The following is a 24,717-nucleotide window of genomic DNA, read 5'->3' as shown; positions in this document are numbered from 1 at the left end:
CTCTCCGGAGGATCAGGCGGGCTCGGCGACGAGGTGCGAGATCCGGGCCATCAGCCCGGGGACGTCGCCGCGCTCGTGGGCCAGCAGCCAGCGGCACAGTTGCAGGGAGGCCTCGACGACCTCCGTGGCGCGCGGCAGGCGGCGCGCGGTGAACTCGGTCCACAGGTCGTCGGTGACCGCGTTGTCGCGCAGCAGCAGTTCGGCGAGCACGGACGCGTCCTCCAGGGCCTGGGCGGCGCCCTGGGCCAGGGTCGGCGGGCAGCTGTGCGCGGCGTCGCCGATCACCACGACCCGGTCCCGGTGCCACGGCCCGTCCAGCACGTGGCTCTCGAACGCGGTGTAGTTGACCCGGCTCGGGTCGGTCAGCTGCTCGCGGATCTCGTCCCACGGCCCGTGGTACGCCCGGGACAGCTCGCGCATCGTGGTGAGAGCCTCGTCGGGGGTGAGGCTGAACCGGTCCTGCGCCTGCTCCACCAGGTAGGCGTAGATGCTGTCCGGCCCGGTCGGGCAGTACCCGGCGAGGTAGGCGGGACCGCCGTAGAACAGGTCGGTCCGGGTGATCGATGCCGGACGGCGGGTGAAGGTGCGCCAGATGCCCATGCCCACCGGCTGCGGCTCGCCGTCGATGCCGATCGCGCGGCGGGTCCAGGAACGCAGGCCGTCGGCGCCGATGACCAGGTCGTACCGTCTCGTCCGACCGTGCTCGAAGGTCACCGTGACGGCATCGCCGTCCTGCGCCAGCGCGCTCGGCTGCGTCCCGAAGCGGACCGCTACGCCGACCTCCGCCGCCCGCTTGATCAGGATCCCGGCGAACGTCGGGCGGTACATGCCGAGCGTGGCCGGCAGGTCCGGGCCGCCGGTGCGGATGTCGGTGAGCTCGGCGATCAGCGTGCCGGCCGGGTCCGGGGCGCGCAGCCCGAGGGTGTCGAACGGGTAGCCCTCGGTGCGGATCCGGTCCCAGACGCCGAGCCGCCGCAGCACCCGCAGCGCGTTGCCCTGCAGCGTGATCCCGGAGCCGAGCGCGGCGACGTCGGGTTTCAGGTCGATGAGGTCGACCGCGACGCCACCCTCGGCGAGCAGGATCGCGGCGGCGGCACCGGCGGCGCCGCCCCCGACGACCAGAACGTTACGAACTGCTGGCACGGCGGTTTCCCTCCCGTTTCGTGTGACTGCGACCACTGTCGCGTGAGCCGGCGTTATTACGGAAGCTCGACTTGGTGATGCCAGCCATCGGCCAGGCTTATAGTGGCGGCATGGCGGTGGACCGGGTGCTGGCCAACCTCGATCTCAATCTGCTGGTCACGCTGGACGCGCTGCTCCGCGAGCGGAACGTGACCCGCACCTCGGAGCACCTCGGGGTGAGCCAGCCGGCGGTCAGCGGCGCGCTCGCCCGGCTGCGCCGGCACTTCGGCGATCCGCTGCTCACCCGGGTCGGCAACCGGTACGAGCTGACCCCGCTCGCCGCCCGGGTCGCGGTGCTGACCGGGCCGGCCCTGGCCGGGGTGCGCCGGGTCTTCGACGCCACCGCGGAGTTCGACCCGTCCCGGCTCGACCGCGAGTTCACCCTGGTCATCTCGGACTACGCGGCGACCGTCCTGGGACCGCTGGTGGCCCGGGAGATCGCCCGGCTGGCGCCCGGCGTCCGGTTACGGCTGGAGCAGACCTCGCCGTACGCGGTGGATCACGCCGAGGCCACCCTCCGCGCCGCGGACGGCCTGATCGTGCCGCACGGCTTCGTCACCGACCTGCCCTATCTGGACCTGTTCGAGGACCGCTGGGTCTGCATCGTGTCCGCCGATCACCCCGAGGTCGGCGACGCGCTGACCCTGGAGCACCTGAGCGCGCTGCCCTGGGTGATGTATGTGGACCGGCCGACCGCGTTCGCCCCGGCCGCCCGGCAGCTGCGGATGCTCGGCATCGAGGCGCGGGTGGACGCCGCGGTGGACGGTTTCGTGCAGATGCCGTTCCTGGTCGCCGGCACCCGGCGGATCGCGCTGATCCAGGAGCGGCTGGCCCGGCTGCTCGGCCCGGTCGCCGGGGTGCGGATCTTCGACTGCCCGTTCGACGTGGTCCCGGTGGCCGAGGCGTTCTGGTGGAACCCGATGTACCGCACCGACCCGGCGCACACCTGGTTCCGCGAGCTGATCGTGACCGCCGCGGCCACGCTGCGCCATCAGCCTCGCTGATACCGGTCATCAGCGGATCCGGGCTTCCGTGATGGGGCGAAGTCTGACCATAGTTCAGCACCGCCGGATGTGACCCGAACTCCCTGGCGCCTCCTCCTCCGGAAGGCTCCCCATGCCCGAAGCCGCCACCCTGCGCCGCGCCGGCGCCGGTCAGCTGGTCCTGCTACTCGCCGGCAGCTGCCTGTCGGTCCTCGGCGCGGTGCTGATCGCGCCGGTCCTGCCGCAGATGACCGACCACTTCGCCGGGGTCGCCGGCGCCGACGTGCTGGTCCCGATCGTGCTCACGGTGCCGGCCCTGGTGATCGGGCTGACCGCGCCGTTCGCCGGGTTCGTCGTGGACGCGCTGGACCGCAAGCGACTTCTGATCGCCGCGCTGATCGGGTACGCGATCAGCGGCACCGCCCCGCTCCACCTGGACTCGCTGCCGGCCATCATCGGCTCCCGGGTCCTGGTCGGACTCTGCGAGGCGGCGATCATGACCTGCTGCACCACGCTGATCGCGGACTACTGGTCGGGCCGGCGGCGCAGCCGCTACCTCGGCCTGCAGACGCTGCTCGCCTCGGTCTCCGCAACGGTCTTCCTGGGGCTGGGCGGCGCGATCGGCGCGTCCGGCTGGCGGGCCCCGTTCTGGCTCTACACCGTGGCGCTGGTGCTGGCCGTCCCGATGGCGCTGCTGATCTGGCAGCCGGTCGCCGCCGACCGGCCGGCCGGGGCGAAGCCGGAGCTGCCGTCGCTGCCCTGGCGGCGGCTGCGCACCCCGTGCCTGGTCACCCTGGCCGGTGGCATCGTCTTCTACGCGCTGATCGTCGAGCTGTCCTTCGTGCTGGACGAGGCCGGGGTCACCGAGACCGCGACGATCGGGGCGCTGAGCGCGCTGATGTCGCTCGCCACCGCGGTCGCGGCCGGCTCGTTCGCCAAGCTCTCCGCCCGCACCCCGCGCCAGCTGCTGCCGGTCGCGTTCGGACTGGCCGCCCTCGGCTTCCTGGTCATCGCGGCCACCGACGCGGTCCCGGTGATCACCGCCGGCGCGGTGCTGACCGGCGCCGGCACCGGCCTGCTGCTGCCCACACTGCTCACCTGGGCGACCAACAGTCTCAGCTTCTCCGAGCGCGGCCGGGGCACCGGCCTGTGGACCGGCACCCTGTTCGTCGGCGAGTTCCTCTCCCCGGTGCTGATCAACGGGCTGAGCGCCGGCGTCGGCGGCCTGCGCCCGGCCCTCGGGGTGCTCGGCGTGGCGACCGCGGTGCTGGCCGCCGCGACGCTGTGGATCGTCCCGCGCTCGGCCGCCGCGCTGAACGTCACCGCGGACTGAGGACGCGGCCCGGGTCCGGCCGGGCACCGTCGGGCGGACCGGCGATGCGGCCGGGTCCGGCTGCGCACCATCAGCACGCCGCCGGCCGCCGAGCTGTCCATGACATGACTGACCGGCCGGGCCGCGAGGCCCAGTGTGGCGAGGGTGAGGGCCTTCGCCACACGCTGGTTGGCCTGCGTGGTGGTTCTTCTCGGATGCGCGCCGGCCGCGGTCACCCAGCGGGAGCCGGCCGGTCCGGTCGCGGTCGCCCCGCGGGCGCCGCACTCCGACGCCCGGGCGACGCCCGATCAGGCGTTGCCCGGCCGCTCGATCACCGTCACGGTCTCCGGCCGCGGCGGCATCGACGTCGCGGACCCCGACGGCGGCAAGGCCGCGGACCCCTGGGAGCTGACCGGCTGCGTCGTCTATTTCGACGGGCAGGACAAGGAGAAATGTCCCGACAAAGCCCCGTTCACGGTCGAGCTCGAGGTTCCGGAGCGCGGCGAACTCCACTGGGAGGCGTTCTACGAGAACCACGAATCGGAGACCGACGTCGTTCCGTTCGCCGTCCTGCGACTCGAGGTGACGGCCGATCCCGAGGTGGTGACGCCGGGACAGCCACTCGACGTCACCTTCTCGATCTCCGGTGGCGACGCCCGGATCGGCACCTGCTGGGCCACCATCGCCAAGGTCACCGGCGGATGCGACAAGGAGCCGGCCACCTCGAAGGCGATCCGCGTCGTGGTGCCGGAGGACCTCCCGCGCGGCGAGGAGCGGACCGTGACATGGTTCGTGACCCTGGAAGGACCCGACGGACAGCCGATCGATCAGAAACGCAGCTCGCTGACGGTCTGGGTGCCCTTCCCACCTCCGGCCTTCGACGTGTCGCCCTCGACCGCGCAGCCGGGCCTGCCGCTGGTCGTCACCTTCCGCAGCGGCACCACCGGCGTCGACATCGACACCTGCGGCATCACCTATCACGGCGAGGCGCCCTGCAGCGCCGCGCACACCGCGATGGTGATGGTCCCACCGGACGCGCCGGTCGGCAGCGTCCTGTCGATCCCGTGGACCCTGACCTACCGGAGCGCCCGGCCGCACGAGGAGCCGGGCGACGACGGCGGCACCCTCACCGTCGAGGTGGTCGCGATCCCGGTGCGCTTCACCGTGACCTCGCAACCCGGCAGCGGCTACCCGGGTCAGGAGGTCACGCTGACCATCGAACCGGCCGAGCCGGATCTCACCATCGTCGGCTGCCTCGCGTTCTTCCCGAACGACGACGGCGACAAGGGCCAGGCCACCGAGGAACGGTGGCTGATCCGCACCCACGTGCCGGAGGGCGCCTCGCCCGGCGCGACCCTGCTGCGCTGGGGCGTCGCCGCGGTGAACAAGGCCGGGAAGCCCGCCCCGGACAACGGCGACCTGCCCTTCGAGGTGCTCGCCTCACCCACGTCACCGCCCACCCCCCGGCCGTCGCGAGAGACACCGACCCCGCTCCCGACCACGACCACCGACGCACCGATCCCGCTCCCGACCACGACCACCGACGCACCGGCCCCGGAGTTCGTGGCGCGCACCAGCCCGGAGGCGGCCCGGCCCGGCCGGCCGGTACGCCTCACCGTCACCGCGGTCACCCCGGCGACCACCATCACCGGCTGCCGGGCCGGCTTCGGCGGGACCCGAGCCCAGCCCTGCGACGTGAACGGCGGCCGGTGGACCGCCACGCTGACCGTCCCGGACGACGCCGACCCGGGCGACCTGCCGCTGCTCTGGGACGTCGATTCGGCCACCGGCCCCGGCCAGGGCACCATCGCCTACCGGGTGCTCGGCGGCGATCCGGTGGTGCCGCAGTTCGGCGCGGCGGTCGAGCCGGCTTCGGTGCGGCCCGGCGAACACGTCCGGGTCACCCACCGGTCCTACGCCGGCGGGCCGGCGATCACCGGGTGCAACGCCGGCATCGCGCCCGGCGGGGTGCTGGCCGCGTGCACCAGCACCGCCGAGGGCTGGATCACCGACGTGGTGGTCCCGGACCGGGCGCCGCCCGGCACCGCGACCCTGCTCTGGCAGGTCAGCTACGCCGGGGACGCCGGCACCGCGACCGCCGACGGCCGGACCAGCATCGGCGTGCTGGCCGGCGACGACGAGCCGCGGTCGTGGTGGCAGAAGGCCCTGGGCGTGGCCTGGCGGGTCGGCGCGGTCGCGGCTTTCGGCGTCGTCCTGATCGGCGGCCGGGCGCTGCTGCGCCGACTGTCCGACCGGTTGCGCCGCACGCCGGGCGGCGACGACACCCGGCTGCCGGACGGGGTCGCCGTGCTCGCCGTGCCGCCGGCCGGACCGGTGCCGGTGGCCCTGGCCGACCCGGACACCGCCCCGCGCCGGCTGATCCGGCTGATCGTCCGGCGGCCACCGCCCGCTGTCCGCACTCCCGAGGAGCCACCATGACCGAGACCGGGGGCCCGTCGGTCCGGGCCCTGTTCTTCGACAGCCCGGGCGACGCGGTCGCCGCGATGACCAAAGCCGTCCGCAGCGGCGCGGCCGCCGGCGAGATCCGTGACGGTCTCGGCCGGATGCCGGCGGCCGGCAAGGACGCCGTGCTCGCCGAGGTCGGCAAGGTGGCCGACGGGATCCTCGAGATGGGCGTGACCGACCTGCTCGACGAGGGCTGGAACCGGTACACCGCGCTGACCGACGCGGCCGCGAAGAGCCTGGCCAACCCGGGCGGCCGGGAGCTGGTCGAGATGGCCTCGCACACCGCGTCGGTGGACTACCGGCCGGCCGTCGAGGTGCACCTGGCCGACCTGCCGGTCGCCACCGTCGGGATGCGCGCGCTGCTCGAGTTCCAGCTGCGCGGCCTGGTCGCCGTGGTGGCCGACGGCGCGCTCACCGCGCTCCGGGCCGGCACCTGGGAGTGCGCCGGCACCCTGGAGCTGGCCGGTCAGCAGGTGGCGCGCCGGGAGGGCGCGGTGGACATGCCCGCCGAGATCCGGTTCAGCCGGCCGATCCCGCTGCGATGAAGCCGGCCCGTCCCGCTCCGGTGGTCAGGACGCCACGTAGACCCGGCCGGCGCCGTACGACGCGCCGGCCCGGTCCCGGTCCAGCCAGCCGGTGTCGACCAGCATCCGGCGGACCGCTGCCACGTCGTCGGTGACCGCCGCGAGCCGCTGGTTCACCTCGTCCTCGGTGAGCACCCCGTCGACCGCCAGGAACCGGGCCAGCAGCTCGGCGATCTGCTGGTACCGCTCGCTCATGGTCGGCGGCAGGCTGTCCAGGCGGCCGTGCGCGAAATAGCCTTTGAGCTGCGGATACTCCGTCAGCAGCGGGGCGATGGGCAGGGTCTTGGTGAGCGCCTGGGCCACCTCGCGCAGCACCTCCGGCTTGGCCCGGTAATACCCGTCACCACTGCCGCTGGCCAGCCCCAGCCCGGCCAGCCGGCCCAGCGCCTCACCCGCCTCCGGTTTGGAGATGTCCAGGTGGAAGGCCATCTCAGCGAGGGACGAGCCCTCGCTCCCGCGGCGCACCAGCTCGGCGAAGGCGCGCAGGCGGGCGGGGTTGGACAGCTGGGTCAGGAGTTCGGCGGCGCGGGCCGCTTCGGCGGACATCCCCACAACCTACGAACGTGCCGGTCGCCGGGCATCCGAATTTCCCCGGACGGATTGACTTCTCTCGATCACCCGGGCACGCTGGGCGCCACAGCACCGTACGTGAGCACCCACGCGGGCACCGCGGAGGCCTGGGCAGCCTCCGACATCCCCCGCAGCCCGGCCGTCGCCACCGACGGCCCTCAGCTCAGGAGTGCTGAGTTCGCATGACTCACGTCGTACCGAAAAAATTCCTGCTCGCCGCCCTGGTGGCGGCCCTGACCGCGGCTCTGGCCGTCCTCGTCGCACCGGCCTCGCCGGCCGCGGCGCACGGCAACGTCGTCGGTCCCGCCTCCCGCAACTACGGTTGCTACCAGCGGTGGGGTGACAAGTTCCAGGCGCCGGAGATGGCCACCCAGGACCCGATGTGTTACCAGGCCTGGCAGGCCGACCCGCAGGCGATGTGGAACTGGAACGGCCTGTTCCGCGAGGGCGTGGCCGGCAACCACCAGGCCGCCATCCCGGACGGGCAGCTGTGCAGCGCCGGGAAGACGCAGAACGGCCGCTACGCCGCGATGGACACGGTCGGCGACTGGAAGGCGACCAGCATCGCCAACTCGTTCACGCTGAACCTGTTCGACGGGGCGCGGCACGGCGCCGACTACATCCGGGTGTACGTCTCCAAGCCGTCCTACAACCCGGTCACCCAGGCGTTGAAGTGGTCGGATCTGGAGCTGGTCAAGGAGGTGCCGAACACGCCGGCGGCACAGTGGACGCAGCAGCTCAGCAACGGGGTGCAGATGGACATCCCGGTGAGCGTGCCCGGGCGGTCCGGGCGGGCCCTGGTCTACACCATCTGGCAGGCCAGCCACCTGGACCAGTCCTACTACTTCTGCAGCGACGTGAATTTCGGCGGCGTGGTGGACCCGGGCCCGTCGTCCCCGACACCCTCCTCCCCGACGCCGTCCTCTCCGACACCGTCCTCCCCCACGCCGTCGTCACCCGCTCCGTCCGGCGGCTGCAGCGCCACGGTCGCCGTGTCGTCGCAGTGGTCCGGCGCCTACCAGGCGTCGGTGACCGTGAAGGCCGGCTCCGCCGCGATCAAGGGCTGGGCGGTGACGCTCGGCTACGGCGCCGCGCCGACCGTCCAGCAGTCGTGGAACGCGACCGTGCTGACCAGCGGCAATCAGATCCAGGCGTCGAACGCGACCTACAACGGCGCGCTCGGCGCGGGCGGATCGGCGACGTTCGGCTTCATCGCCACCGGAACGCCGAGCACCCCGACGGTCACCTGTTCGGCCGTCTAGACCCTCCCCGGGGCGCGCAATAGTTGCTACAGTGCGATGAACTGGGAGCGCTCCCAGAGAACCTTTGATCCGGAATGGAGGAGCAGCAATCCCCCGCGTGAACCTCACGTCGTGCTGCAACACCATGGACGGGGAACGAGGCAGCCCCACCTCGCTCCCCGTCCCACCTCTCGTCCGACGCCTGGGTTAGGCTCGCCTAACCTCTACCAGGCGGGTGAAGATGGCGCAGCCGGAATCGCTGTCGGAATTGCTGAACGGGCGGCGCGCCGCCCTGGACGCGTCATGGCCGGCTGCCGGCTTCCTGGCCGGCTGGCTCGCCTTCCACTCCATCGGTGCCGGGGTCGCCAGCGCGCTGCTCGCCGCCCTCGGCGTGGTCGGCTGGCGACTGCGCCGCGGCGACAAACCGCGCGCCGTCCTGATCGGCCTGCTCGGCGTCTGCGTGGCCGCGCTGATCGCCCTGCGCACCGGCAAGGCCGAGGACTTCTTCCTGCTCCAGCTGCTGAGCAACGGCGCGAGCGTGCTGGCCTGGACGCTCAGCATCGTGATCCGCTGGCCGCTGCTCGGCGTGGTGGTCGGCGCGGTGCTCGGCCAGCGCACCCGCTGGCGCCGCGACCCGGAACTGCTCAAGGCGTACTCCCGGGCCAGCTGGGTCTGGGTCCTGCAATATGTCGTGCGGGTGGCGGTCTTCCTGCCGCTCTACGCCGCCGGCCAGGCGGGCGCGCTGGCCGCCGCCCGCGTCGTGCTGAGCTGGCCGCTGGTCGCCGCCTGCCTCGCGGCCAGCTGGTGGGTCATCCAGCGCACCCTGCCGGCCGGCCATCCCGGCCTCCGCCACCCCCTCGACCAGCCCGCCTGACCGCTGACCACGCCGCTCGACCCGCTCCTGTCGCGGTCCACCACAACCCAGCTGACCGCTGACCACACTCGGTCCGCTTCCGTCGCGGTCCGCCACACCCCGCTTGACCGCTGGCCACGCCGCTCGACCGCGCTCGGTCCGCTTCCGTCGCGGTCCGCCGCCAACCCGCCTGACCAGTTCCGGTCGCTTTCCCTGCGGATCGCCATTTTTCGGTACGACTCGGCGTCCCGTGGCAGTCGGCTCGCGAGGCCGCCGCCGCTCCGGACCGCCACGCGTGTCATGCGGGTCCGCTGCTGGTCACGGTGACCCGGGCCACCGCTTCAACGCCCGGGTCGCTGCTTCGCACGCCCCGCGGCGCCCGCGGCTACCGTGCGGGGCGGCGGGTCCGCACGACACGCGCAGCGGTCGTGCGGGGGCCGGGCCTCGCGAGCCGACTGTCACGGGGCTCCGAGTCGTACCGGAAAATGACGAGCCGTAGGCAGCGGACCGCCTCGCGCGTCTCAGCGGTCCCTGGGCGTCAGAAATCCTGGATGTCGGCGAGGACTCGCTGGGCGATGCGGAAGGCGGTGTTGGCGGCGGGGACTCCGCAGTAGACGGCGGTCTGCAGGAGCACTTCTTTGATCTCGTCGGCGGTCAGGCCGTTGGTGCGGGCGGCGCGGACGTGCATGGCGAGTTCCTCGTGGTGGCCGAGGGCGACCAGGGCGGTCAGCGTGACCATCGAGCGGCTGCGGCGGTCCAGGCCGGGGCGGGTCCAGATCTCGCCCCAGGCGTAGCGGGTGATCAAGTCCTGGAAGTCGCGGGTGAACGCGGTGGTCGCGGCGGTCGCGCGGTCCACGTGGGCGGCGCCGAGCACCTCGCGGCGGACCGTGATGCCGGCCGAGCGGACCTCCTCGAAGTGCTGGTCCAGCAGGAACGCCACCACCTCCGGGGACTCGGCCGGGGCCAGGTGGGCGACCTCGTCGAGGACCACCAGGCGGCCGTGCAGCACCGTGTCGGCGATCAGCCGCAGACCCTCCGGCGGGGTGGGTTTGTCCTGGCCGCCGGCGACCGCGAGGACCGGCGTGGCGATCTCGGCGAGCCGGTCCCGGACGTCGAACCCGGCCAGCGCCTCGCAGCAGCGCGCGTAGCTCTCGTCGTCGGTGGCGCGCAGCGCGCCGAGCAGCGGCTCGCGGCCGGCCTCCGGGAAGCCGGCGCCGAACCAGCGCTCGATCGACCCGGGCACCACCGCCGCGGTGCCCTGGGCGCGGACCAGCGCGGCGCGCTCGTGCCACCCGGCCGGCTCGCCGATCTTGGCGCCGGTGCAGAGCAGGGCCGCGGCGGTGACCCGTTCCGGGGCGTCGAGGAGCAGTTGCAGGCCGATCGCGCCGCCGATCGAGTCGCCGGCGTACCGGAAGCTCTCCGCGGGTCGCAGCTCGTCGGCGAGCGCGAGCACCTCGCGGGCCAGGTCGGCGATGGTGAACGGGCCGGGGGCCGGGGCGCTGCGGCCGTGCCCGGGCAGGTCGAAGCCGACCACGTGGTAGCGGCCGTAGAGCCGGTCCGCGCACCGGGCCCACAGGGTCTCGGCCGAGGTGCCGACCGACGAGCCGAGCAGCAGCAGGGGGCGGTCCGGGGCGTCGATCAGGACGGTCGCGGTCAGCAAGAGGTTCCTTTCCCCGAGGCGGCCCGGGCCAGCACCGCGTCGATGATCTCGTCGGTGGCGCCCAGGTAGGGCTGGTCGGGTGACGCGCCCGGCATCACCGACTGCTGCTCGGCGTCGATCTCCGGGCGGGCGTCGTGCAGCGTGGCCAGCATCTTGCCGGTGTCCACCCGGAGCCCGGTGAGCAGCTCGGCGGTCTGCGCGCCGGCCACCACGGTCCGCCGGGCCAGGGTGCGCAGGGTGGCCCACTCGACGTGCCAGCCGCCGTCCGGCCGCTCGTCGACCGCGGCCGCCGCGCCGGCGTGCACCAGGGCGGCCAGCGGCGGACCGGCGATCGCGGCCCGCTTGATCAGGACGGCGTGCACCGGGTTCTGCTTGTTCGGCATGGCCGACGAGCCGCCCTTGCCCTCGGCCGTGCCCTCGATCAGCTCGTGCACCTCCGGCCGGGAACCGACCAGCACGTCGTTCGCGATCTTGCCCCAGGCGTCGGTGCAGGTCACGAACGCGTCGGCGACCCGGGTCAGCGGAGCGCGGCTGGTGTGCCACGGCTCCCGGGCGGGCAGGCCGAGCCGCTCGGCGGCGGCCGCGACGAGGTCCCGGGCGCGGCCCGGGTCGCCGGTGAGCGCGGTCGGCGCGGCCAGGCTGCCGGCCGCCCCGCCGATCTGGATCGGCATCGTGCCGGCCGCGGTGAGCTGGTCCCGGGCGTCCAGCACGCCGGTCAGCCAGCCGGCCGCCTTCAGCCCGAAGGTGATCGGGACGGCGTGCTGGGTCAGGGTCCGGCCGGCCATTCGGGTCTCCCGGTGCTCGCCGGCCAGCCGGGACAGCGCGCCGACCTGGACCAGCAGGTCCGCGCGGATCCGGGCGACCGCGTCGCGCAGGCACAGCACGATCGCCGTGTCGATGACGTCCTGGCTGGTCAGCCCCTTGTGCAGCCAGCCCGCGGCGGCGGTGTTGCGGCCCCGGAGCCGGCACTTGAGCCGGTTCAGCAGCGGGATCAGCGGGTTGCCGCCGGACTCGGCGGCCTCCGCCAGGTACCCGAGATCGTCCGGCCCGGCCAGCGGGGCGAGGTCGGGCACCTCGATGTCGGCGACGCCCAGCTCGACCAGGGCGGCCAGCCAGGCCGACTCGACGCGGACCATGGCCGCCACCACGGCCGCGTCGGTGAACAGGTCACCGGCCCGGTGGTCGCCGGGCCAGAGCAGGTCGCTCACGCCCAGGCGTCCCGCAGCCGGGGATAGGTCAGGAACACCGTCTCGCCCTCGCCCTGCAGCCGGATGTCGAAGACCAGGCCCTGGTCCACCCGCCGGGTGAGCAGGGTGGCCCGGCGCTCCTCGCCGAGCGCGGCCAGCAGCGGGTCGGCGGCCAGCGCCGCGGCGTCGTCCGGCAGATAGGCCCGGGTGAACAGCCGGTCCAGCAGCCCGCGGGCGAAAACGGTCACTGCGACGAACGGCGCCCGACCCGGCCCGGTCGCTCCCGGCTCCACCGTGGTGAACTGGTAGTAGCCGTCCGGGTCGGTGGCGGCCCGGCCCCAGCCGGTGAAGGTCCAGCCGTCCCGGCGCAGCGAACCCGCCTGGCGCACGACGTGCCCGCGCGGGTCGGCCTGCCAGATCTCGATCACCGCGTCCGGCACCGGGTCGCCGGCGCCGTCGGTGACCCGGCCGTGCAGCCGGACCGCGCGCGGGTTGCCCGGCGGGACCAGCTCGTTCATCTGCGGGAACTCGAGACCCAGGTGGAAGAAGGGGCCGACCGTCTGGCCGGGGACCGCGGCGCTCATGAGTTGTCGTCCTCGGTGTCGAGGGGAGTGCGGTGGGTGCCGGTGAGCACTATGTCCCAACGGTATCCGGTGTTCCACTCCGGGGTGGTGAGGTCGTGGTCGTACTGGGCGATCAGCAGCTCCCGGGACTTCGGGTCGGTGATCGACTGGTAGATCGGGTCGTAGCGGAAGAGCGGGTCGCCGGGGAAGTACATCTGAGTCACCAGGCGCTGGGTGAAATCGGTCCCGAAGAGCGAGAAGTGGATGTGCGCGGGCCGCCACGCGTTCAGGTGGTTCCGCCACGGGTAGGGGCCCGGCTTGATGGTCTGGAACCGGTACGTCCCGTCCGCGTCGGTCAGGCACCGGCCGACCCCGGTGAAGTTCGGGTCGTGCGGCGCCGGGTGCTGGTCCCGCTGGTGGCGGTACCGTCCCGCGGCGTTCGCCTGCCACACCTCGACCAACTGGTGCGCCACCGGCCGGCCGTCGCCGTCGAGCACCCGGCCGGTCACCACGATGCGCTCGCCGAGCGGGGTCCCGGCGTGCTGGATGGTCAGGTCGGCCTCGTCGTCGGCCACGTCCCGGTGACCGAAGGCGGGCGCCCACAGCTCGACCGACTCCGGGTCGATCAGCTGGAGGGGCTGCTTGGGGTGCCGCAGGACGCTGCTGCGGTACGGCGGATAGTCGATCCTCGGCTGCGGACCGCCCGGTTGCTGGGCCGCCGCCGCGATCTCCTGGTCGATGTCAGCCTGGCTGTTCACCACCCGGACGCTAGGCGGTCGGAGCCCTCCACGGCGATACTCGACTTCCACTGAGCGGAAAGAGCACCGATGACGAAGAGCGTGACGGCCCGTGCGCTGGACCTGCTCGGGGCGTTCGACGCGGACCATCGCAGCCTCCGGCTCAGCGACCTGGCCCGGCGCTCCGGCACCCCGCTCGCCACCGCGCACCGGCTGGCCGGCGAGTTGCAGCGGTGGGGCGCCCTGGCCCGCGAGCCGAACGGCGAGTACGTGATCGGCCGCCGGATCTGGCAGCTCGGGCTGCTCGCCCCGGTGCAGAGCGAGCTGCGCACCGCGGCCAGCCCGTTCCTGCACGACCTGTACGGCGCCACGCTGGCCACCGTGCACCTGGCAGTCCGGGACGGACTGGAGGTGCTCTACATCGACCGGCTGGCCGGGCACGTCTCGGTGCCGGTGGTCAGCAAGATCGGGTCCCGGCTGCCGCTGCACGCCACCGGGGTGGGGAAGGTGCTGCTCGCGTACGCGCCGGACGACGTGCTGGGGGCGGCGCTGCAGCGGCTGACCCGGGTGACCGCGTACACCGTCACCCAGCCGGCCCGGCTGCTCGACCAGCTGCGCCGGGTCCGCGCCGAGGGGTACGCGACCACCGGCGAGGAGATGAGCCTGGGCGCCTGCTCGGTGGCGGTGCCGGTGCGCAACGGGGACGACGTGGTGGCCGCGCTCGGCATCGTGGTGCCGGATCTGCGCCGCCAACTGCCCCGGATGGTGGCCGCGTTGCAGGTGGCGGCGCACGGGATCACCCGTACGCTGGCTTCCGTCCAGTGGAAATAGCCCCTTGCCCGGGGGCCGTCCGGCGCTGAAGGGTGAGGGGCATGCGTACCCAGGTCGCCATCATCGGCGCGGGCCCGGCGGGCCTGCTTCTCTCCCATCTGCTCGCCCAGGGCGGCGTCGACTCCGTGGTCCTGGAGACCCGCTCGGAGGACTACGTCGCGGCCCGGATCCGGGCCGGCATCCTGGAGCACTCCAGCGTCGAGCTGCTCGAGTCGGTGGGGCTGGGCGGGCGGCTGCGCGCCGAGGGGGACGAGCACCGGGGCATCTACCTGCAGTGGCCGGGGGTGCGGCAGCACCTGGACTTCGTGAACCTGACCGGGCGGTCGGTCTGGGTCTACGGGCAGACGGAGGTGCAGAAGGATTTGATCGCCGCGCGGCGGGCGGGGGGTCAGGAGATCCACTACGAGGTGGCCGATGTTGCTCTCCACGACATTGAGTCATCCTCTCCTTACGTCACCTATACCGATAAAAGCGGCGAGAGTGCACGACTGGACGCCTTGGTGATCGCCGGCTGTGACGGCTCCTTCGGCCCGTCCCGCGCCGCGGTTCCGGCCGCCCAGACGTTCGAGAAGGTCTACCCCTACTCCTGGTTCGGCATCCTCGCCGACGTCGCGCCGTCCACCGATGAGCTGATCTACGCCTGGCATCCGAACGGCTTCGCCCTGCACTCGATGCGCTCCGCCACGGTCAGCCGCCTCTACCTGCAGGTGCCCAACGGCACCGACCCGGCATCGTGGTCCGACGACCGGATCTGGGACGAGCTGGCCACCCGCCTCGGCCACGGGCAGAACGGCTGGAAGCTCACCCCCGGCCCGATCACCGACAAGAGCGTGCTGCCGATGCGCAGCTACGTGCAGACCCCGATGCGGCACGGCAACCTCTTCCTGGCCGGCGACGCCGCGCACATCGTCCCGCCGACCGGCGCGAAGGGGCTGAACCTGGCGATCGCCGACGTCGCGCTGCTCGGCAAGGCGCTGGTCGCCCGGTTCCGGGAGAACGACACGCGGCTCGCCGACGCCTATTCGGACGCCGCGCAGCGCCGGGTCTGGCGGTGCACCCACTTCTCCTGGTGGATGACCACGATGCTGCACACCTCCGGCGACCCGTTCGACGCCGAGCTGCAACTCTCCCAGTTGCGCTGGGTGGCGTCCAACGAGGCCGGCGCGACCGGCCTCGCCGAGAACTACGCCGGCCTGCCGATCAACTACTGACCTGGAGGCGCCTGCTCACTCGCCTGTTTCCGCCGCGCAGCCCCCTTCTCGATACTGCGTCCGCTTTCTACTTGCTGAGCAGTTCCTCGATCCGGGCACCGAGCGGCGCCGGGATCGGAAAGCGCGCCCCGAGCCAGTCCAGGATCGCCCGGGCCGCCGCCGCGTTGCCGCGATAGCCCGGGACCATCTCGGCCAGCGGCAGCAGCTGCGGCGGATAGGTCCGCTCGACGCGCCGGCTCGGATCGAAGAGGTCACGGTACGGCGGTTCCCCCTCGCTCAGGCGCAGCAGCGCGATCACCCGGTCAACGGCGTGCCCCTGGATGAACCGGGCCGCGCTCAGGTGCTCGCCGCGCAGCTCACGGTGCAGGCCGACGTACAGGTTGGTGAGCGCCTCGTTGAGGTGGAACTCCACGGTGTCGAAGGGCGGACGCGGCTCCGGGACGTCCGACTCGGTCAGGCCGGGCGGGGCGTCGGCGCGGCGCCACACCACCCGGGCCCCGCGGAACGCGACCCGGCGCAGCTCGGCGACGGTGAAGACGGCGTACTCGACGAAGATGCCGTCCGCGTAGAGCGCCTTCCGGCCGTGCCGCTCGTTCGCGAAGCTGTAGACCACCGGGCAGGGAGCCGCCAGCCAGTCCGTCGCCTCGGCGTACCGCCCGGTCGCCCCCTCCTCGACGATCAGGAAGAAGTCCAGGTCGGAGTGGTCGTCGAGGCGGCCCCGCTGAGCGCCGGCCGACCCCAGCCCGAGCACCGCGACGGTGTCCTCCCGGGTGGCCAGGTGGGCGGCGAGCTCGTCCAGGCGTTGCAGCATCGGATGCATGCGGGTTCCCCTCCGGTAGAAATCCGTGGATCCCTAAGGAGCATCACGGATATCCCGCGCCGGCCCAAGTCTCAACAATCGACTTGCACGGCTGCGAACGGGGGAACACCGGTGGGATGGCTCGGCGACTGGCTCGGCGGCCTCCCGCCGGTGTTGGTGTACGCGGTGGTAGCGGCCCTGGTGGCCGGCGAGGCAGCACTGATCGCCGGCGTGCTCCTCCCGTCCGCGACCGGCCTGATCGCCCTGGGCCTGCTGGCCAACGCCGGCGTGGTCGACGTGATCCCGTCCCTCGTGGTAGCGACAGCCGCCGCCGTCCTGGGCGGCACCCTCGGCTACCACCAAGCCGCCCGCACCGCACGAAGAACGCCGGCGAACTCCGCTCCCACCGAAGCCACCGCCCCAGCCGGCACCACCACCACAATCCCCGCCGGCACCGGAGCCGCACTGCCCGACCGCACCACCGCCGACACCGCCGGCACTGGAGCCTCACTGCCCGACCGCACCACCGCCTGCACCGCCAGCACCGCGGCCCCCAACCGCACCACCGCCAGCACCGCGGCTCCGGACCGCACCACCGCCAGCATCTCGGCTCCGGACCGCACCACCGCCAGCACCGCGGCTCCGGACCGCACCACCGCCAGCATCTCGGCTCCGGACCGCACCACCGCCAGCACCGCGGGCGCGGACCGCACCACCGCCTCCAACACCAGCGCCCCGCACTTTGGCGGCGCCACCTCCGCCCGCACCTCTTCCTCCACCGGCGCATCGTCGGCGGGAGCCGAGCGGCCACGGTCCGGCAAGCTCGCCAAGCACTGGGCCCGAGCCGAGCGCCTCTTCGTCCGCTACGGCGGCCGGGCGATCTTCCTCGGACAGTGGGTGGTCGGCGCCCGCACGCTGATGCCCCGGCTGGCCGGCCGCAACGGCGTGCCCTACCGCCGCTTCGCCGCCTGGCACACCCCATCGGCCACGCTCTGGGCGGTCTGGATGGTCGGCGCGAGCTACCTGGCCGGCGCCAGCTACCAGGTTTTGGCCGCCCGCGCCGGGCGAGCCGCCGGCGCCTTGACCACCCTCACCCTGATCGTCGCCGGCCTGATCCTCGCGGGCCGCTGGCTCGGAAGACACCCCTTCCCGGTACGCCCACCGCACCGCACGTCCCCGATCCAGGGTTTCGCCGCCCGCTGGCACCCCGCCGTCACCGCCGCCGTCAGCCTGTCCCTGCTCACCGCCCTCGCCCTGCTCCTGATCGAAGTCATCCCCCCGGTGGTCCGCTTCAGCGGCCTGGCCGCCGCCGACGAAGCCCTCGCCACCTGGTCCCGCTCCCAGTGGACCTCCGACGGCTACCTCTTCGCCCTCTCCACCGCCACGTCACTGTCCCCCAGAATCCCCTTGACCCTGGCCGTCGCCGTGGCTCTCGTCCGCCTGTGGTGGCCCCACCGCCCACCCGCCCTCTGCCGCAGTCCCCGCCCCACACCCCAAGCCCCGACCCGCACCACCCCCCACCCCGCACCTCACACCCCGGCCAGCACCACCCCCCACCCCGCACCTCACACCCCGGCCAGCACCACCCCCCACCCCGCACCTCACAACCCGGCCCACGCCGCTTCCCACCCCGCACCTCACACCCCGGCGGGCACCACTCCCCAGCCAGCACCTCACACCCCGGCGGGCACCACTCCCCAGCCGGCACCTCACAACCCGGCCCACGCCGCTTCCCACCCCACGCCTCACCCGGCGGGCACCACTCCCCAACCGGCACCTCAGAACCCGGGCCGCACCACTTCCCACCCCGCGCCGGACACCCCCACCCGCACCGAACAGCGCACCGGGACCAACTCCCGCGCGGCAGTTCACCGGCTGGGCGCCTGGCTGCGCAGCGGACTCGAAGCCTGGAAGCGCCACGGCCTCTGGTCCGGTCTGTTCAAGGTGGCCGGCCCAGTCCTCCCCGCCGTGGTCCTGGAGACCGCACTCGCCGTCATCCCGCACTCCGGCTGGCGGGCCACAGACCACTTGGTCTTCCCCTCGCCCGTGGAATTCGACGGGCCGGTGCCGCTGGACGCCGCAGCCGCCGCCCTGGCCGACATGTCCGCCGCCGCCACCGTGCAGACCGCCGCAGCCCTCGGTCTCCTCGCCTGGCTGCTCTCCCACGGCCTGCCCTGGAAGTGGCAGGTCACCGTCTGGACCTCGGCCTCAGTCGTCATCGTCACCGGCGCCGGCTGCTGGGTCTACCTGGGCTGGGGCCGCCTGAGCGAAACCGTCGCCGCCGTCCTCCTGGGCGCCGCCTGGGCCGCCCTCAACGCCGCCATCTGGTCCTCCCGAACCACCCCCGCCCCCACCCCCACCGCCCCCGCCGCCGCGAACCCCACTCCCGAACTCGCCCCCGCCCCGGCCTGACCCCAGAAGCCGAGCCGCCCACATCCGGCCGCCCGAACCTCCCCGCAACTCCCGCCACCGCCTGCCACTGGGACCGTGAGAACCAGCCGGAGGGGCGCGGCTGGCTCTCACGGTTGTCTCAGCGCCCTCGAAGCACCCCTCAGAGCCAGCCGCACAAGGCCACAACCGCGGCACAACCCGAGCCCGGCCGGGCGCCGCGCGGACGGGTACGGGCGGGACTCACGGGTGCGGACGGATGCTCCGTGGGCGTACTGGAAATCGCTCCTACAGGTTTCCTTTGTCGCGGGGTGGGACCTTGTCGTCGTAGGCGCCGATCCGGCCCCGATACCGGTCGCCGTTGAGGAACGGCCAGGCGTTGGGGACGCAGCCGTGCAGGCCGAGCGTCTGCTGCTGCATGACCGGAGCCGGGTCCCCCTCGGCCGGGCACAGCTCGTGCGCCTGGTGGAGCCGGTGACCGACCTCGTGGTTGATCACGTATTGCCGATAGGTGTCCAGGCCAGCGCCGTAGTCGGGGACGCCCTTGACCCAGCGGGCCACGTTGATCACCACCTTGTCCCCGGTACGACAGGACGTGTACCCGTCCTTCGCCCCGGCGCAGATCGCATCCCGGGTCTTCGGAGTCACCAGGCGCACCACGAAGTCGGCGTGCGCCCCCGGCCCCACCCGCTGGAGCCGCCACTCACCGCCCGCGGTCCAACTGCGCGGATCCCGCAGCGTCCCGGTCACCGTGCCGGCGAACTCGTCAGCGGAGACACCGTGGATGTCGCGCTCCACGGCGACCTGGTAGCGCAACAGCGCACCCTTCTTGCCGGCCGGGGCCGCGGTCTCCCCCGAGGCGACCGCGAATCTCCCGTCGCCGGCCGCCGGATAGCTGATCCGTGCCGGTGGCGCCGACGTCACCTCCGCCGGGACGGGTGGCACCGCCGGCTTGCCGGTCGCCCGCGGAGTCGATGCTTGCGGAGCCCGTGCCTGCGGCGCCTGCCCCTGTGCCGCCTGGGTCAGCACGGCTGTGCCGCAACCGGTCAGCAGCAGGGCGGCGGTCAGGGCCGGCCAACCGGGCGACCACTGCTTGACCGGCGCCGCACGCCGCCGTCCCCGCCGATGCCGGGGGCCGGAACGGACGAGGCCCGGCTCGGCAGGACGCCTTGATCGCGTAGCTCTCACGTTCGTTTGACGCTTCCGGGACGATCACGGTTGCATCACGACGGCGGACGTGGCCCATGTCATGCCGCCACCGCATCGGCCGGCCCCCATCCCTGGTAGAGCTCGATCAGGTTTCCATCCGGGTCGCGGACGGCGGAGGTGCGCGGTTTCCACGCGTAGTCGGTGGGCGGGCTGATCTCCTCGGCGCCGGCCGCCAGGGCCTGCGCGTGTGCCCGGTCCACCGCGTCGACCAGCAGACCGAGACGCGCCGACCCGGATCCACCCTCGACCAGGGTGATCAGGAAGAAGCGGTCGCTGCGATAGCTGCCGAACCGGAGCGAGGCGATCTCCGGCTGGTGCACGGCGTCGAACGCCCGGGCGTAGAAGGCGGCCGCGGCCTCGATGTCGCGGACCCGGATGCTGATCTGCACCGGGCGCACGTCCTGGAAGGCCGGCACCGAGGAGCCGCGCTCGAGGAACTCGTCGACCGCCCGGACCCGCTGGGTCAGCTCCCGGATCTGGTCGACCAGACGCTCCCGGTGGGTGTCGAGGGCCTCCTTGATGTCAGCCGGCCGGCCGAGAACGGCCCGGATCTGGTCGATCGGCAGATCCAGCGCACGAAGCCCGCAGATCAGCCGGGCCTGGTCGACCTGGGCCGGGGCATAGCGGCGGTAGCCGGTGGACGGGTCCACATCGGCGGGTTTGAGCAGGCCGACCTCGTCATAGTGGCGAAGGGCGGCGATGGACAGGCCGGTGGCGGCGCCGAACGCGCCGATGCTGATGTGCGTCACTCCACGAGCATCGGCCCTCCGGTCGCCCGAGGGTCAAGCCCGCTTTTCCCTCAGTGGTCAATTCACGGGGCCGACCAGCAGACCGACCAGCCCGTCGACCAGCAGACCGACCAGCCCGTCGACCAGCGGGCCGATCAGCAGGTCGAGCAGCCCTCATCGGCCGCCGCCCGGGGCGGCACGGTGGGCAGCAGCGTCCGGCTCCGGCCGGGCCGCGGATAGGCCTCCGCCGCCGCGGCCAGCCGAGCCGCGTGATCCCGCTGCTTCTGCCAGTGCCCGTAGAGCGCTCCACGCTGCGACAACCGGTCCACCTCGCGGATCGTCTCCGGGTCGACGTCCCCGGCCGGCGCGTCCCGCCACGGCGTCCCGGGCAGCGGCATGAACGTGTGCGCGTGGATCCGCGCACCGAGCTCGGCCAGCTCCCGGGCCAGCTTCAAGGAGTCGGCCACGTCCTGCTCGCCCTCCCCCGGCATCCCGAAGATCATGTCGACGTTGATCCGGAACCCTTCCTCGATCCCGAGCCGGGCCGCCCGCTTGACCTCCTCGACCCCGTGGCCGCGCTTGGCCGCGTCGAGCACCCGGTCCGACCCGGACTGCGCCCCCACGATGATGTTGTTGTTGTCGCAGTACTTCTTGACCAGCCGCAACGCCTCCCGGCTGACGTGCTCGGGCCGGATCTCGCTGGGGAACGATCCGAAGAACACCCGCCCGTTCGGCCCGATCCCCTCCCGGCAGCTGGCCAGCAGTTCCTCGACCGCGGCCAGGTCCGGCTCGTCGGTCTGGGTGCCGTAGCTCAGCGCGGTCGGCGTGATGAATCGGACGTCGCGCAGCCCTCGCGCCCGCATCTGGTCGACGTGCCAGCGCACGTTCGCCAGACTGCGGTGCCGGAACCGCGCCGAGAACATGAACGGCGTCTGACAGAATCGACAGGCGTAAATGCAGCCACGGGTGATTTCGAGGGCGTTGAACCGGTCCCATTTCAGTGCGAAGCCCGGGAAGTCGTCGAGGGGCCGCTGCTTTGCCTTACCCGTCCTGATCAGTTTGCCGGTCGCGTCCCGATAGGCCAGTCCGGTGATCCCGGCCGGGTCGCCCTTCGCGTCGACCAGGCTGAGCAGCGTCGACTCGCCCTCCCCGATCGCCGCCATGTCCCACCCGGCATCCAGCGTCTGCACCGGCTCGGCCGTCGCGTGCACTCCCCCGGCCAGATGCGTGACACGCGGCCCGTCGGCCAGCGCCCTGATCTGTTTCAGCTCATCCGCCAGAGCAGCGGCGTCAGGAGAATAAAAAGACCAGAGGACTAGCGTACGGACATCGCCCGCCTCGCGAATGTGCCGAGCGGTCTCCTGCACGGTCTCGCCGAAGCGCACCTCGTAGCGGGTGCGGGTCTCGTGCTCCCCCAAGGCGCCCAGCAGCGCGTGGAAGCCGTAGGTCACCGCCTTGCGGTACCGCAGCACGAGGACCAGCTCAGGAGCACTCATGCGCCGATTTTGCCAGCCCGGGCGTCGCGGTCCCGAGCGTGGTCCGGTGTGGCCGAAGGCGGCGTGCGGGCTGCCGCTTGTCCCGGCGTGCTAACAACCGAGAGGTGGGACGTCCGCGGATGCGAGCAATGGTGTACGACCGGTACGGGCCGCCCGCCGTGCTCCGGCTCGAGGAAGTCCCCGTGCCGGTCCCCGGCGCCGGCCGGGTCCTCGTCAAGGTCGCGGCAACGTCGATCAATCTGAGCGACTGGGAGTGCCTGCACGGCACGCCGCTGTACGCGCGCGTCGGCGGGCTGCGCGCTCCGGCACGCCGCATCCTGGGCTCCGACATCGCCGGCTGGGTCGAGGCCGTCGGGCCGGACGTCACCCAGTTTTGCCCCGGCGATCCGGTGTACGGCGACAACCTGCAGGCCAAGGGTGGTTTCGCCGAGTACGCGATCGTTCCGGAACCGGCGCTGGCGGCGAAGCCCGCGGCGCTGTCCTTCGCGCAGGCGTCGGCAATCCCGCAGGCCGGAGCGATCGCCTGGCAGGGCACCGCCGGAGCCGCGACTGGGCGCCGAGTCCTGATCAACGGCGCGGGCGGCGGCTCCGGGTCATTCGCGATCCCGCTCGCCAAACGGCTCGGCGCGCACGTCACCGGCGTCGACAACGCCGGCAAGCTGGACTTCATGCGGTCGCTCGGCGCCGACCAGGTGCTCGATTACCGCCACACCGACTTCACCCGCACCGGGCCGTACGATCTGATCCTCGACCTGGTCGCCCACCGCTCGGTGTTCGCCTACCGCCGGGCGCTGGCGCCCGGCGGCCGCTACCGATGCGTCGGCGGTTCGGTGTCGACGCTGCTGCGCGTGCTGACGGCCGGCACGGTCGCCGGCCGGCTCACCGGTCGCCGGCTGGGCGTGCTCGCCGTCAAGGAGGGCCCGCGGCACTTCGGCCCGGTGGCCGAGCTCTGCGCCGGCGGCGAGCTCGACATTCACATCGACCGCACGTTTCCGCTTGAGCGGACGCCCGAGGCGCTGGCCCGGGTGGGTGAGGGGCACGCCGTGGGCAAGGTCGTCGTCCAGGCAAGCTTCTGACCATCGACGAGCCGCATCCGCGGTCAGGCCGCGCAGGCGACCGTCACCGGGCCGGTTCCGGCGCGCTTGGCCGCGTACATCGCCTGGTCCGCGGCCGCCAGGATCTGCTCGGACTCGGTGGCCCGGCCGCCGGCGACGCCGACGCTGCCCCGCAGCGGGTTGCCGTCCGGGCCGGTGAGGGCGGCCAGCCGGGCCACCACGCGGTCCGCGACCGGCCGGGCGTCGGCCAGCTCGGTATTCGGCAGGAGCATCACGAACTCGTCCCCGGCCAGCCGGCACGGCAGGTCACTCGACCCGGTCCGGGCCAGGCCCCGCAGGACGCCGGCCACGCCCAGCAGGACGTCGTCCCCGGCCGCGTGGCCGAACCGGTCGTTGATCTGCTTGAACCCGTCCAGGTCCAGAAACAGCACGGAGATCGTGCTGTGGTCGACGCGGGCCCGGTCGAGCGCCCGCCCGAACATGGCCCGGTTCGGCAGGTCGGTCAGTGGGTCATGGGTCGCCAGATGCTGCAGGCGCTCCTGGACCTGGCGCAGGCCGGCGCTCCGCCACGCGAGCACCTCACCGACCGCGAGGTAGAGCGGGACGGCATAGCTGGTCGAGGACAGTGCCGACGAGGACGCGCCGTGGCCGAGCAGCGGGAGCAGGTACGCGGCCAGGATGAACGGGCTCATCAGCACGCTGGTTCCCCGCGGCTCGCACAGGCCGAGCCAGATGAAGACCAGGAAGAACAGCATGCCGTAGCGGAAGGCGTCGAGCCCCGCCGCGATGTTGTGCGCCGCGATGACGGCCATGGCGCCCGGCCCGATCGCGAGGCGGACCAGCCGCGGGATCCGGGCCCACGGCAGGGTCAGCGCCACCAGGCCGAAGATCACCGCGAAGGTGGCCAGGGAGATCACGGCGACCGGGTGGAAGCCCGGCGGCGTCGGGAAGAGCAGCGTGAAGAACGTGAAGACGCCGCCGAAGACGAACAGCAGGCCGACCGTGCAGCCGCTCAGGACCGCCGGATCGCTCGCCCGGGTCCGATCCACAAGGTGCCGGACACTCTTCATGCGGCACCACGCCTGCGCTGCCCGGTCTGCTCGCCATAGATTCCGCACCGAATGAGGACACCATCCCGCGGTTGCCGATCCGGTGCGGCGAAAGAGCGCTGGGGCTGCGTTCCCCGCTCGCCGAAGCGGACCTCGGCGCGGGCGCGAAGCTTGACGGGTGCCCGTCGGGGTAATGCGGCACACTGACGGCCGGGGGTGCTGATGAGTCTGGAAAAAGTGATCTTCGGGTTCTTCGTGCTGCTCGCGGCGACGCTGAACTTCGGTTTCTTCATCGGTGACCTCGCCGATCCGAAGCTGCACAACGAGTACGAGCTGTTCGCCGCCGTCGTGGTGAACCTGATCGCCACCGTGCTGAAGTTCGGCGACCGCACGCAGATCGGCGCGGTGCACCTGGCCACCAGCCTGGTGGCCGACCTGCAGTTGATCGCCGCCACCCTGGCCTGGACCTGGGCGACACAGGTCTCGGCGGGCGGGCTGAACGGCGAGTCGATGGCCGCCGTGGTGTCGCTGTCCGGCGGCGCCCTGCTGGCCAACATCGTCTCGGTCGTGCTGCTGGTCATCGAGACCGTCTCCTTCCAGCGGCGCTGAGCGG

Annotated in this window: 22 protein-coding genes; 11 read left to right on the top strand and 11 right to left on the bottom strand. The window is 72.9% G+C overall.

Annotation, left to right across the window (positions count from 1 at the left end; genetic code table 11):
* Positions 1–12: 12 nt before the first annotated feature.
* Positions 13–1,143 (bottom strand): FAD-dependent monooxygenase, encoded by a 1,131-nt coding sequence (locus BJY16_RS20115; protein ID WP_185041135.1) that lies wholly within the window; start codon positions 1,141–1,143, stop codon positions 13–15.
* Positions 1,144–1,253: 110 nt separating this feature from the next.
* Here BJY16_RS20115 and BJY16_RS20110 point away from each other — a divergent pair, with 110 nt between their 5' ends.
* The 4 genes from BJY16_RS20110 (at position 1,254) to BJY16_RS20095 (ending at position 6,488) form a co-directional block, all read left to right on the top strand.
* Complete coding sequence (locus BJY16_RS20110) at positions 1,254–2,186, top strand: LysR family transcriptional regulator (RefSeq protein ID WP_185041134.1); 933 nt, start codon at positions 1,254–1,256, stop codon at positions 2,184–2,186.
* Positions 2,187–2,298: 112 nt separating this feature from the next.
* Positions 2,299–3,498, top strand: a complete 1,200-nt coding sequence (locus tag BJY16_RS20105) for an MFS transporter (RefSeq protein WP_185041133.1) — start codon at positions 2,299–2,301, stop codon at positions 3,496–3,498.
* Between the two features lie 177 nt (positions 3,499–3,675).
* Positions 3,676–5,916, top strand: coding sequence for a hypothetical protein (locus BJY16_RS20100; protein ID WP_221502004.1), 2,241 nt, complete (start codon positions 3,676–3,678; stop codon positions 5,914–5,916).
* Positions 5,913–6,488: a hypothetical protein gene (locus tag BJY16_RS20095; RefSeq protein ID WP_185041132.1), complete on the top strand. Its 576-nt coding sequence runs from the start codon at positions 5,913–5,915 to the stop codon at positions 6,486–6,488. Before BJY16_RS20100 ends, BJY16_RS20095 begins: the two co-directional genes overlap by 4 nt.
* 24 nt (positions 6,489–6,512) lie before the next feature.
* Here the strand turns inward: BJY16_RS20095 and BJY16_RS20090 are convergent, their stop codons facing one another.
* Positions 6,513–7,073 carry a DUF2087 domain-containing protein gene (locus BJY16_RS20090; protein ID WP_185041131.1) on the bottom strand — a complete coding sequence of 187 codons (561 nt, stop codon included), beginning with the start codon at positions 7,071–7,073 and terminating at the stop codon, positions 6,513–6,515.
* Between the two features lie 206 nt (positions 7,074–7,279).
* On the opposite strand from BJY16_RS20090, the gene BJY16_RS20085 reads away from it, so the two are divergent.
* Positions 7,280–8,359 (top strand): lytic polysaccharide monooxygenase auxiliary activity family 9 protein, encoded by a 1,080-nt coding sequence (locus tag BJY16_RS20085; RefSeq protein ID WP_185041130.1) that lies wholly within the window; start codon positions 7,280–7,282, stop codon positions 8,357–8,359.
* A 220-nt stretch (positions 8,360–8,579) separates the two neighbouring features.
* Positions 8,580–9,212 (top strand): DUF3159 domain-containing protein, encoded by a 633-nt coding sequence (locus tag BJY16_RS20080; RefSeq protein ID WP_185041129.1) that lies wholly within the window; start codon positions 8,580–8,582, stop codon positions 9,210–9,212.
* Between the two features lie 517 nt (positions 9,213–9,729).
* Here BJY16_RS20080 and pcaDC read toward each other — a convergent pair.
* From pcaDC to pcaH, 4 genes are read right to left on the bottom strand one after another with little or no spacing between them, the layout of a single operon-like run.
* Positions 9,730–10,851: a bifunctional 3-oxoadipate enol-lactonase/4-carboxymuconolactone decarboxylase PcaDC gene (pcaDC, locus tag BJY16_RS49115; protein ID WP_185041128.1), complete on the bottom strand. Its 1,122-nt coding sequence runs from the start codon at positions 10,849–10,851 to the stop codon at positions 9,730–9,732.
* Positions 10,845–12,059, bottom strand: coding sequence for a lyase family protein (locus tag BJY16_RS20070; RefSeq protein ID WP_185041127.1), 1,215 nt, complete (start codon positions 12,057–12,059; stop codon positions 10,845–10,847). The genes pcaDC and BJY16_RS20070 overlap by 7 nt, the downstream gene beginning before the upstream one ends.
* Positions 12,056–12,622: a protocatechuate 3,4-dioxygenase subunit alpha gene (pcaG, locus tag BJY16_RS20065; protein ID WP_185041126.1), complete on the bottom strand. Its 567-nt coding sequence runs from the start codon at positions 12,620–12,622 to the stop codon at positions 12,056–12,058. Before pcaG ends, BJY16_RS20070 begins: the two co-directional genes overlap by 4 nt.
* Positions 12,619–13,359: a protocatechuate 3,4-dioxygenase subunit beta gene (pcaH, locus tag BJY16_RS20060; protein ID WP_185041125.1), complete on the bottom strand. Its 741-nt coding sequence runs from the start codon at positions 13,357–13,359 to the stop codon at positions 12,619–12,621. The genes pcaG and pcaH overlap by 4 nt, the downstream gene beginning before the upstream one ends.
* Positions 13,360–13,428: 69 nt before the next feature.
* On the opposite strand from pcaH, the gene BJY16_RS20055 reads away from it, so the two are divergent.
* Both BJY16_RS20055 and BJY16_RS20050 read left to right on the top strand, forming a co-directional pair.
* The gene (locus BJY16_RS20055; protein WP_185041124.1) at positions 13,429–14,169 is read left to right on the top strand and encodes an IclR family transcriptional regulator; all 741 of its coding nucleotides are present in this window, start codon (positions 13,429–13,431) and stop codon (positions 14,167–14,169) included.
* 41 nt (positions 14,170–14,210) lie between these two features.
* Positions 14,211–15,380: a 4-hydroxybenzoate 3-monooxygenase gene (locus BJY16_RS20050; protein ID WP_185041123.1), complete on the top strand. Its 1,170-nt coding sequence runs from the start codon at positions 14,211–14,213 to the stop codon at positions 15,378–15,380.
* Between the two features lie 67 nt (positions 15,381–15,447).
* Here BJY16_RS20050 and BJY16_RS20045 read toward each other — a convergent pair whose 3' ends face one another.
* Positions 15,448–16,191 (bottom strand): hypothetical protein, encoded by a 744-nt coding sequence (locus BJY16_RS20045; protein ID WP_185041122.1) that lies wholly within the window; start codon positions 16,189–16,191, stop codon positions 15,448–15,450.
* Positions 16,192–16,311: 120 nt separating this feature from the next.
* Between BJY16_RS20045 and BJY16_RS20040 the strand changes: the two genes are divergently transcribed.
* Positions 16,312–18,591, top strand: a complete 2,280-nt coding sequence (locus tag BJY16_RS20040) for a DedA family protein (RefSeq protein WP_185041121.1) — start codon at positions 16,312–16,314, stop codon at positions 18,589–18,591.
* A gap of 264 nt (positions 18,592–18,855) precedes the next feature.
* On the opposite strand, the gene BJY16_RS20035 is transcribed toward BJY16_RS20040, so the two are convergent.
* From BJY16_RS20035 to BJY16_RS20025, 3 genes are all read right to left on the bottom strand, one after another.
* Complete coding sequence (locus BJY16_RS20035; protein WP_203759076.1) at positions 18,856–19,512, bottom strand: DUF3152 domain-containing protein; 657 nt, start codon at positions 19,510–19,512, stop codon at positions 18,856–18,858.
* Between the two features lie 302 nt (positions 19,513–19,814).
* Entirely contained in the window at positions 19,815–20,525 is a 711-nt protein-coding gene (locus BJY16_RS48465; protein WP_185041119.1) for a MerR family transcriptional regulator, read from the bottom strand.
* Between the two features lie 134 nt (positions 20,526–20,659).
* The gene (locus tag BJY16_RS20025) at positions 20,660–22,000 is read right to left on the bottom strand and encodes a TIGR04013 family B12-binding domain/radical SAM domain-containing protein (RefSeq protein WP_185041118.1); all 1,341 of its coding nucleotides are present in this window, start codon (positions 21,998–22,000) and stop codon (positions 20,660–20,662) included.
* A gap of 119 nt (positions 22,001–22,119) precedes the next feature.
* Here BJY16_RS20025 and BJY16_RS20020 point away from each other — a divergent pair, with 119 nt between their 5' ends.
* Positions 22,120–23,076 carry an NAD(P)-dependent alcohol dehydrogenase gene (locus BJY16_RS20020; protein WP_185041117.1) on the top strand — a complete coding sequence of 319 codons (957 nt, stop codon included), beginning with the start codon at positions 22,120–22,122 and terminating at the stop codon, positions 23,074–23,076.
* A 23-nt stretch (positions 23,077–23,099) separates the two neighbouring features.
* Here the strand turns inward: BJY16_RS20020 and BJY16_RS20015 are convergent, their stop codons facing one another.
* A complete protein-coding gene (locus tag BJY16_RS20015; protein ID WP_185041116.1) occupies positions 23,100–24,125 on the bottom strand; it encodes a GGDEF domain-containing protein in 1,026 nt (341 codons plus the stop codon).
* 201 nt (positions 24,126–24,326) lie between these two features.
* On the opposite strand from BJY16_RS20015, the gene BJY16_RS20010 reads away from it, so the two are divergent.
* Positions 24,327–24,713: a DUF6394 family protein gene (locus BJY16_RS20010; RefSeq protein ID WP_185041115.1), complete on the top strand. Its 387-nt coding sequence runs from the start codon at positions 24,327–24,329 to the stop codon at positions 24,711–24,713.
* Positions 24,714–24,717 lie beyond the last annotated feature (4 nt).

The sequence above is a fragment of the Actinoplanes octamycinicus genome (assembly GCF_014205225.1).
Taxonomy (GTDB): domain Bacteria; phylum Actinomycetota; class Actinomycetes; order Mycobacteriales; family Micromonosporaceae; genus Actinoplanes; species Actinoplanes octamycinicus.
This window is presented reverse-complemented; position numbering and strand designations above follow the sequence as displayed.

Excerpts from the sequence above, each read along its gene's own strand:
- BJY16_RS20110 (WP_185041134.1), top strand. The coding sequence starts at position 1,254 with ATGGCGGTGGACCGGGTGCTGGCCAACCTCGATCTCAATCTGCTGGTC.
- BJY16_RS20105 (WP_185041133.1), top strand. The coding sequence starts at position 2,299 with ATGCCCGAAGCCGCCACCCTGCGCCGCGCCGGCGCCGGTCAGCTGGTC.
- BJY16_RS20095 (WP_185041132.1), top strand. The coding sequence starts at position 5,913 with ATGACCGAGACCGGGGGCCCGTCGGTCCGGGCCCTGTTCTTCGACAGC.
- BJY16_RS20090 (WP_185041131.1), bottom strand. The coding sequence starts at position 7,073 with ATGTCCGCCGAAGCGGCCCGCGCCGCCGAACTCCTGACCCAGCTGTCC.
- BJY16_RS20085 (WP_185041130.1), top strand. The coding sequence starts at position 7,280 with ATGACTCACGTCGTACCGAAAAAATTCCTGCTCGCCGCCCTGGTGGCG.
- BJY16_RS20080 (WP_185041129.1), top strand. The coding sequence starts at position 8,580 with ATGGCGCAGCCGGAATCGCTGTCGGAATTGCTGAACGGGCGGCGCGCC.
- pcaG (WP_185041126.1), bottom strand. The coding sequence starts at position 12,622 with ATGAGCGCCGCGGTCCCCGGCCAGACGGTCGGCCCCTTCTTCCACCTG.
- BJY16_RS20055 (WP_185041124.1), top strand. The coding sequence starts at position 13,429 with ATGACGAAGAGCGTGACGGCCCGTGCGCTGGACCTGCTCGGGGCGTTC.
- BJY16_RS20050 (WP_185041123.1), top strand. The coding sequence starts at position 14,211 with ATGCGTACCCAGGTCGCCATCATCGGCGCGGGCCCGGCGGGCCTGCTT.
- BJY16_RS20045 (WP_185041122.1), bottom strand. The coding sequence starts at position 16,191 with ATGCTGCAACGCCTGGACGAGCTCGCCGCCCACCTGGCCACCCGGGAG.
- BJY16_RS20025 (WP_185041118.1), bottom strand. The coding sequence starts at position 22,000 with ATGAGTGCTCCTGAGCTGGTCCTCGTGCTGCGGTACCGCAAGGCGGTG.
- BJY16_RS20020 (WP_185041117.1), top strand. The coding sequence starts at position 22,120 with ATGCGAGCAATGGTGTACGACCGGTACGGGCCGCCCGCCGTGCTCCGG.
- BJY16_RS20015 (WP_185041116.1), bottom strand. The coding sequence starts at position 24,125 with ATGAAGAGTGTCCGGCACCTTGTGGATCGGACCCGGGCGAGCGATCCG.
- BJY16_RS20010 (WP_185041115.1), top strand. The coding sequence starts at position 24,327 with ATGAGTCTGGAAAAAGTGATCTTCGGGTTCTTCGTGCTGCTCGCGGCG.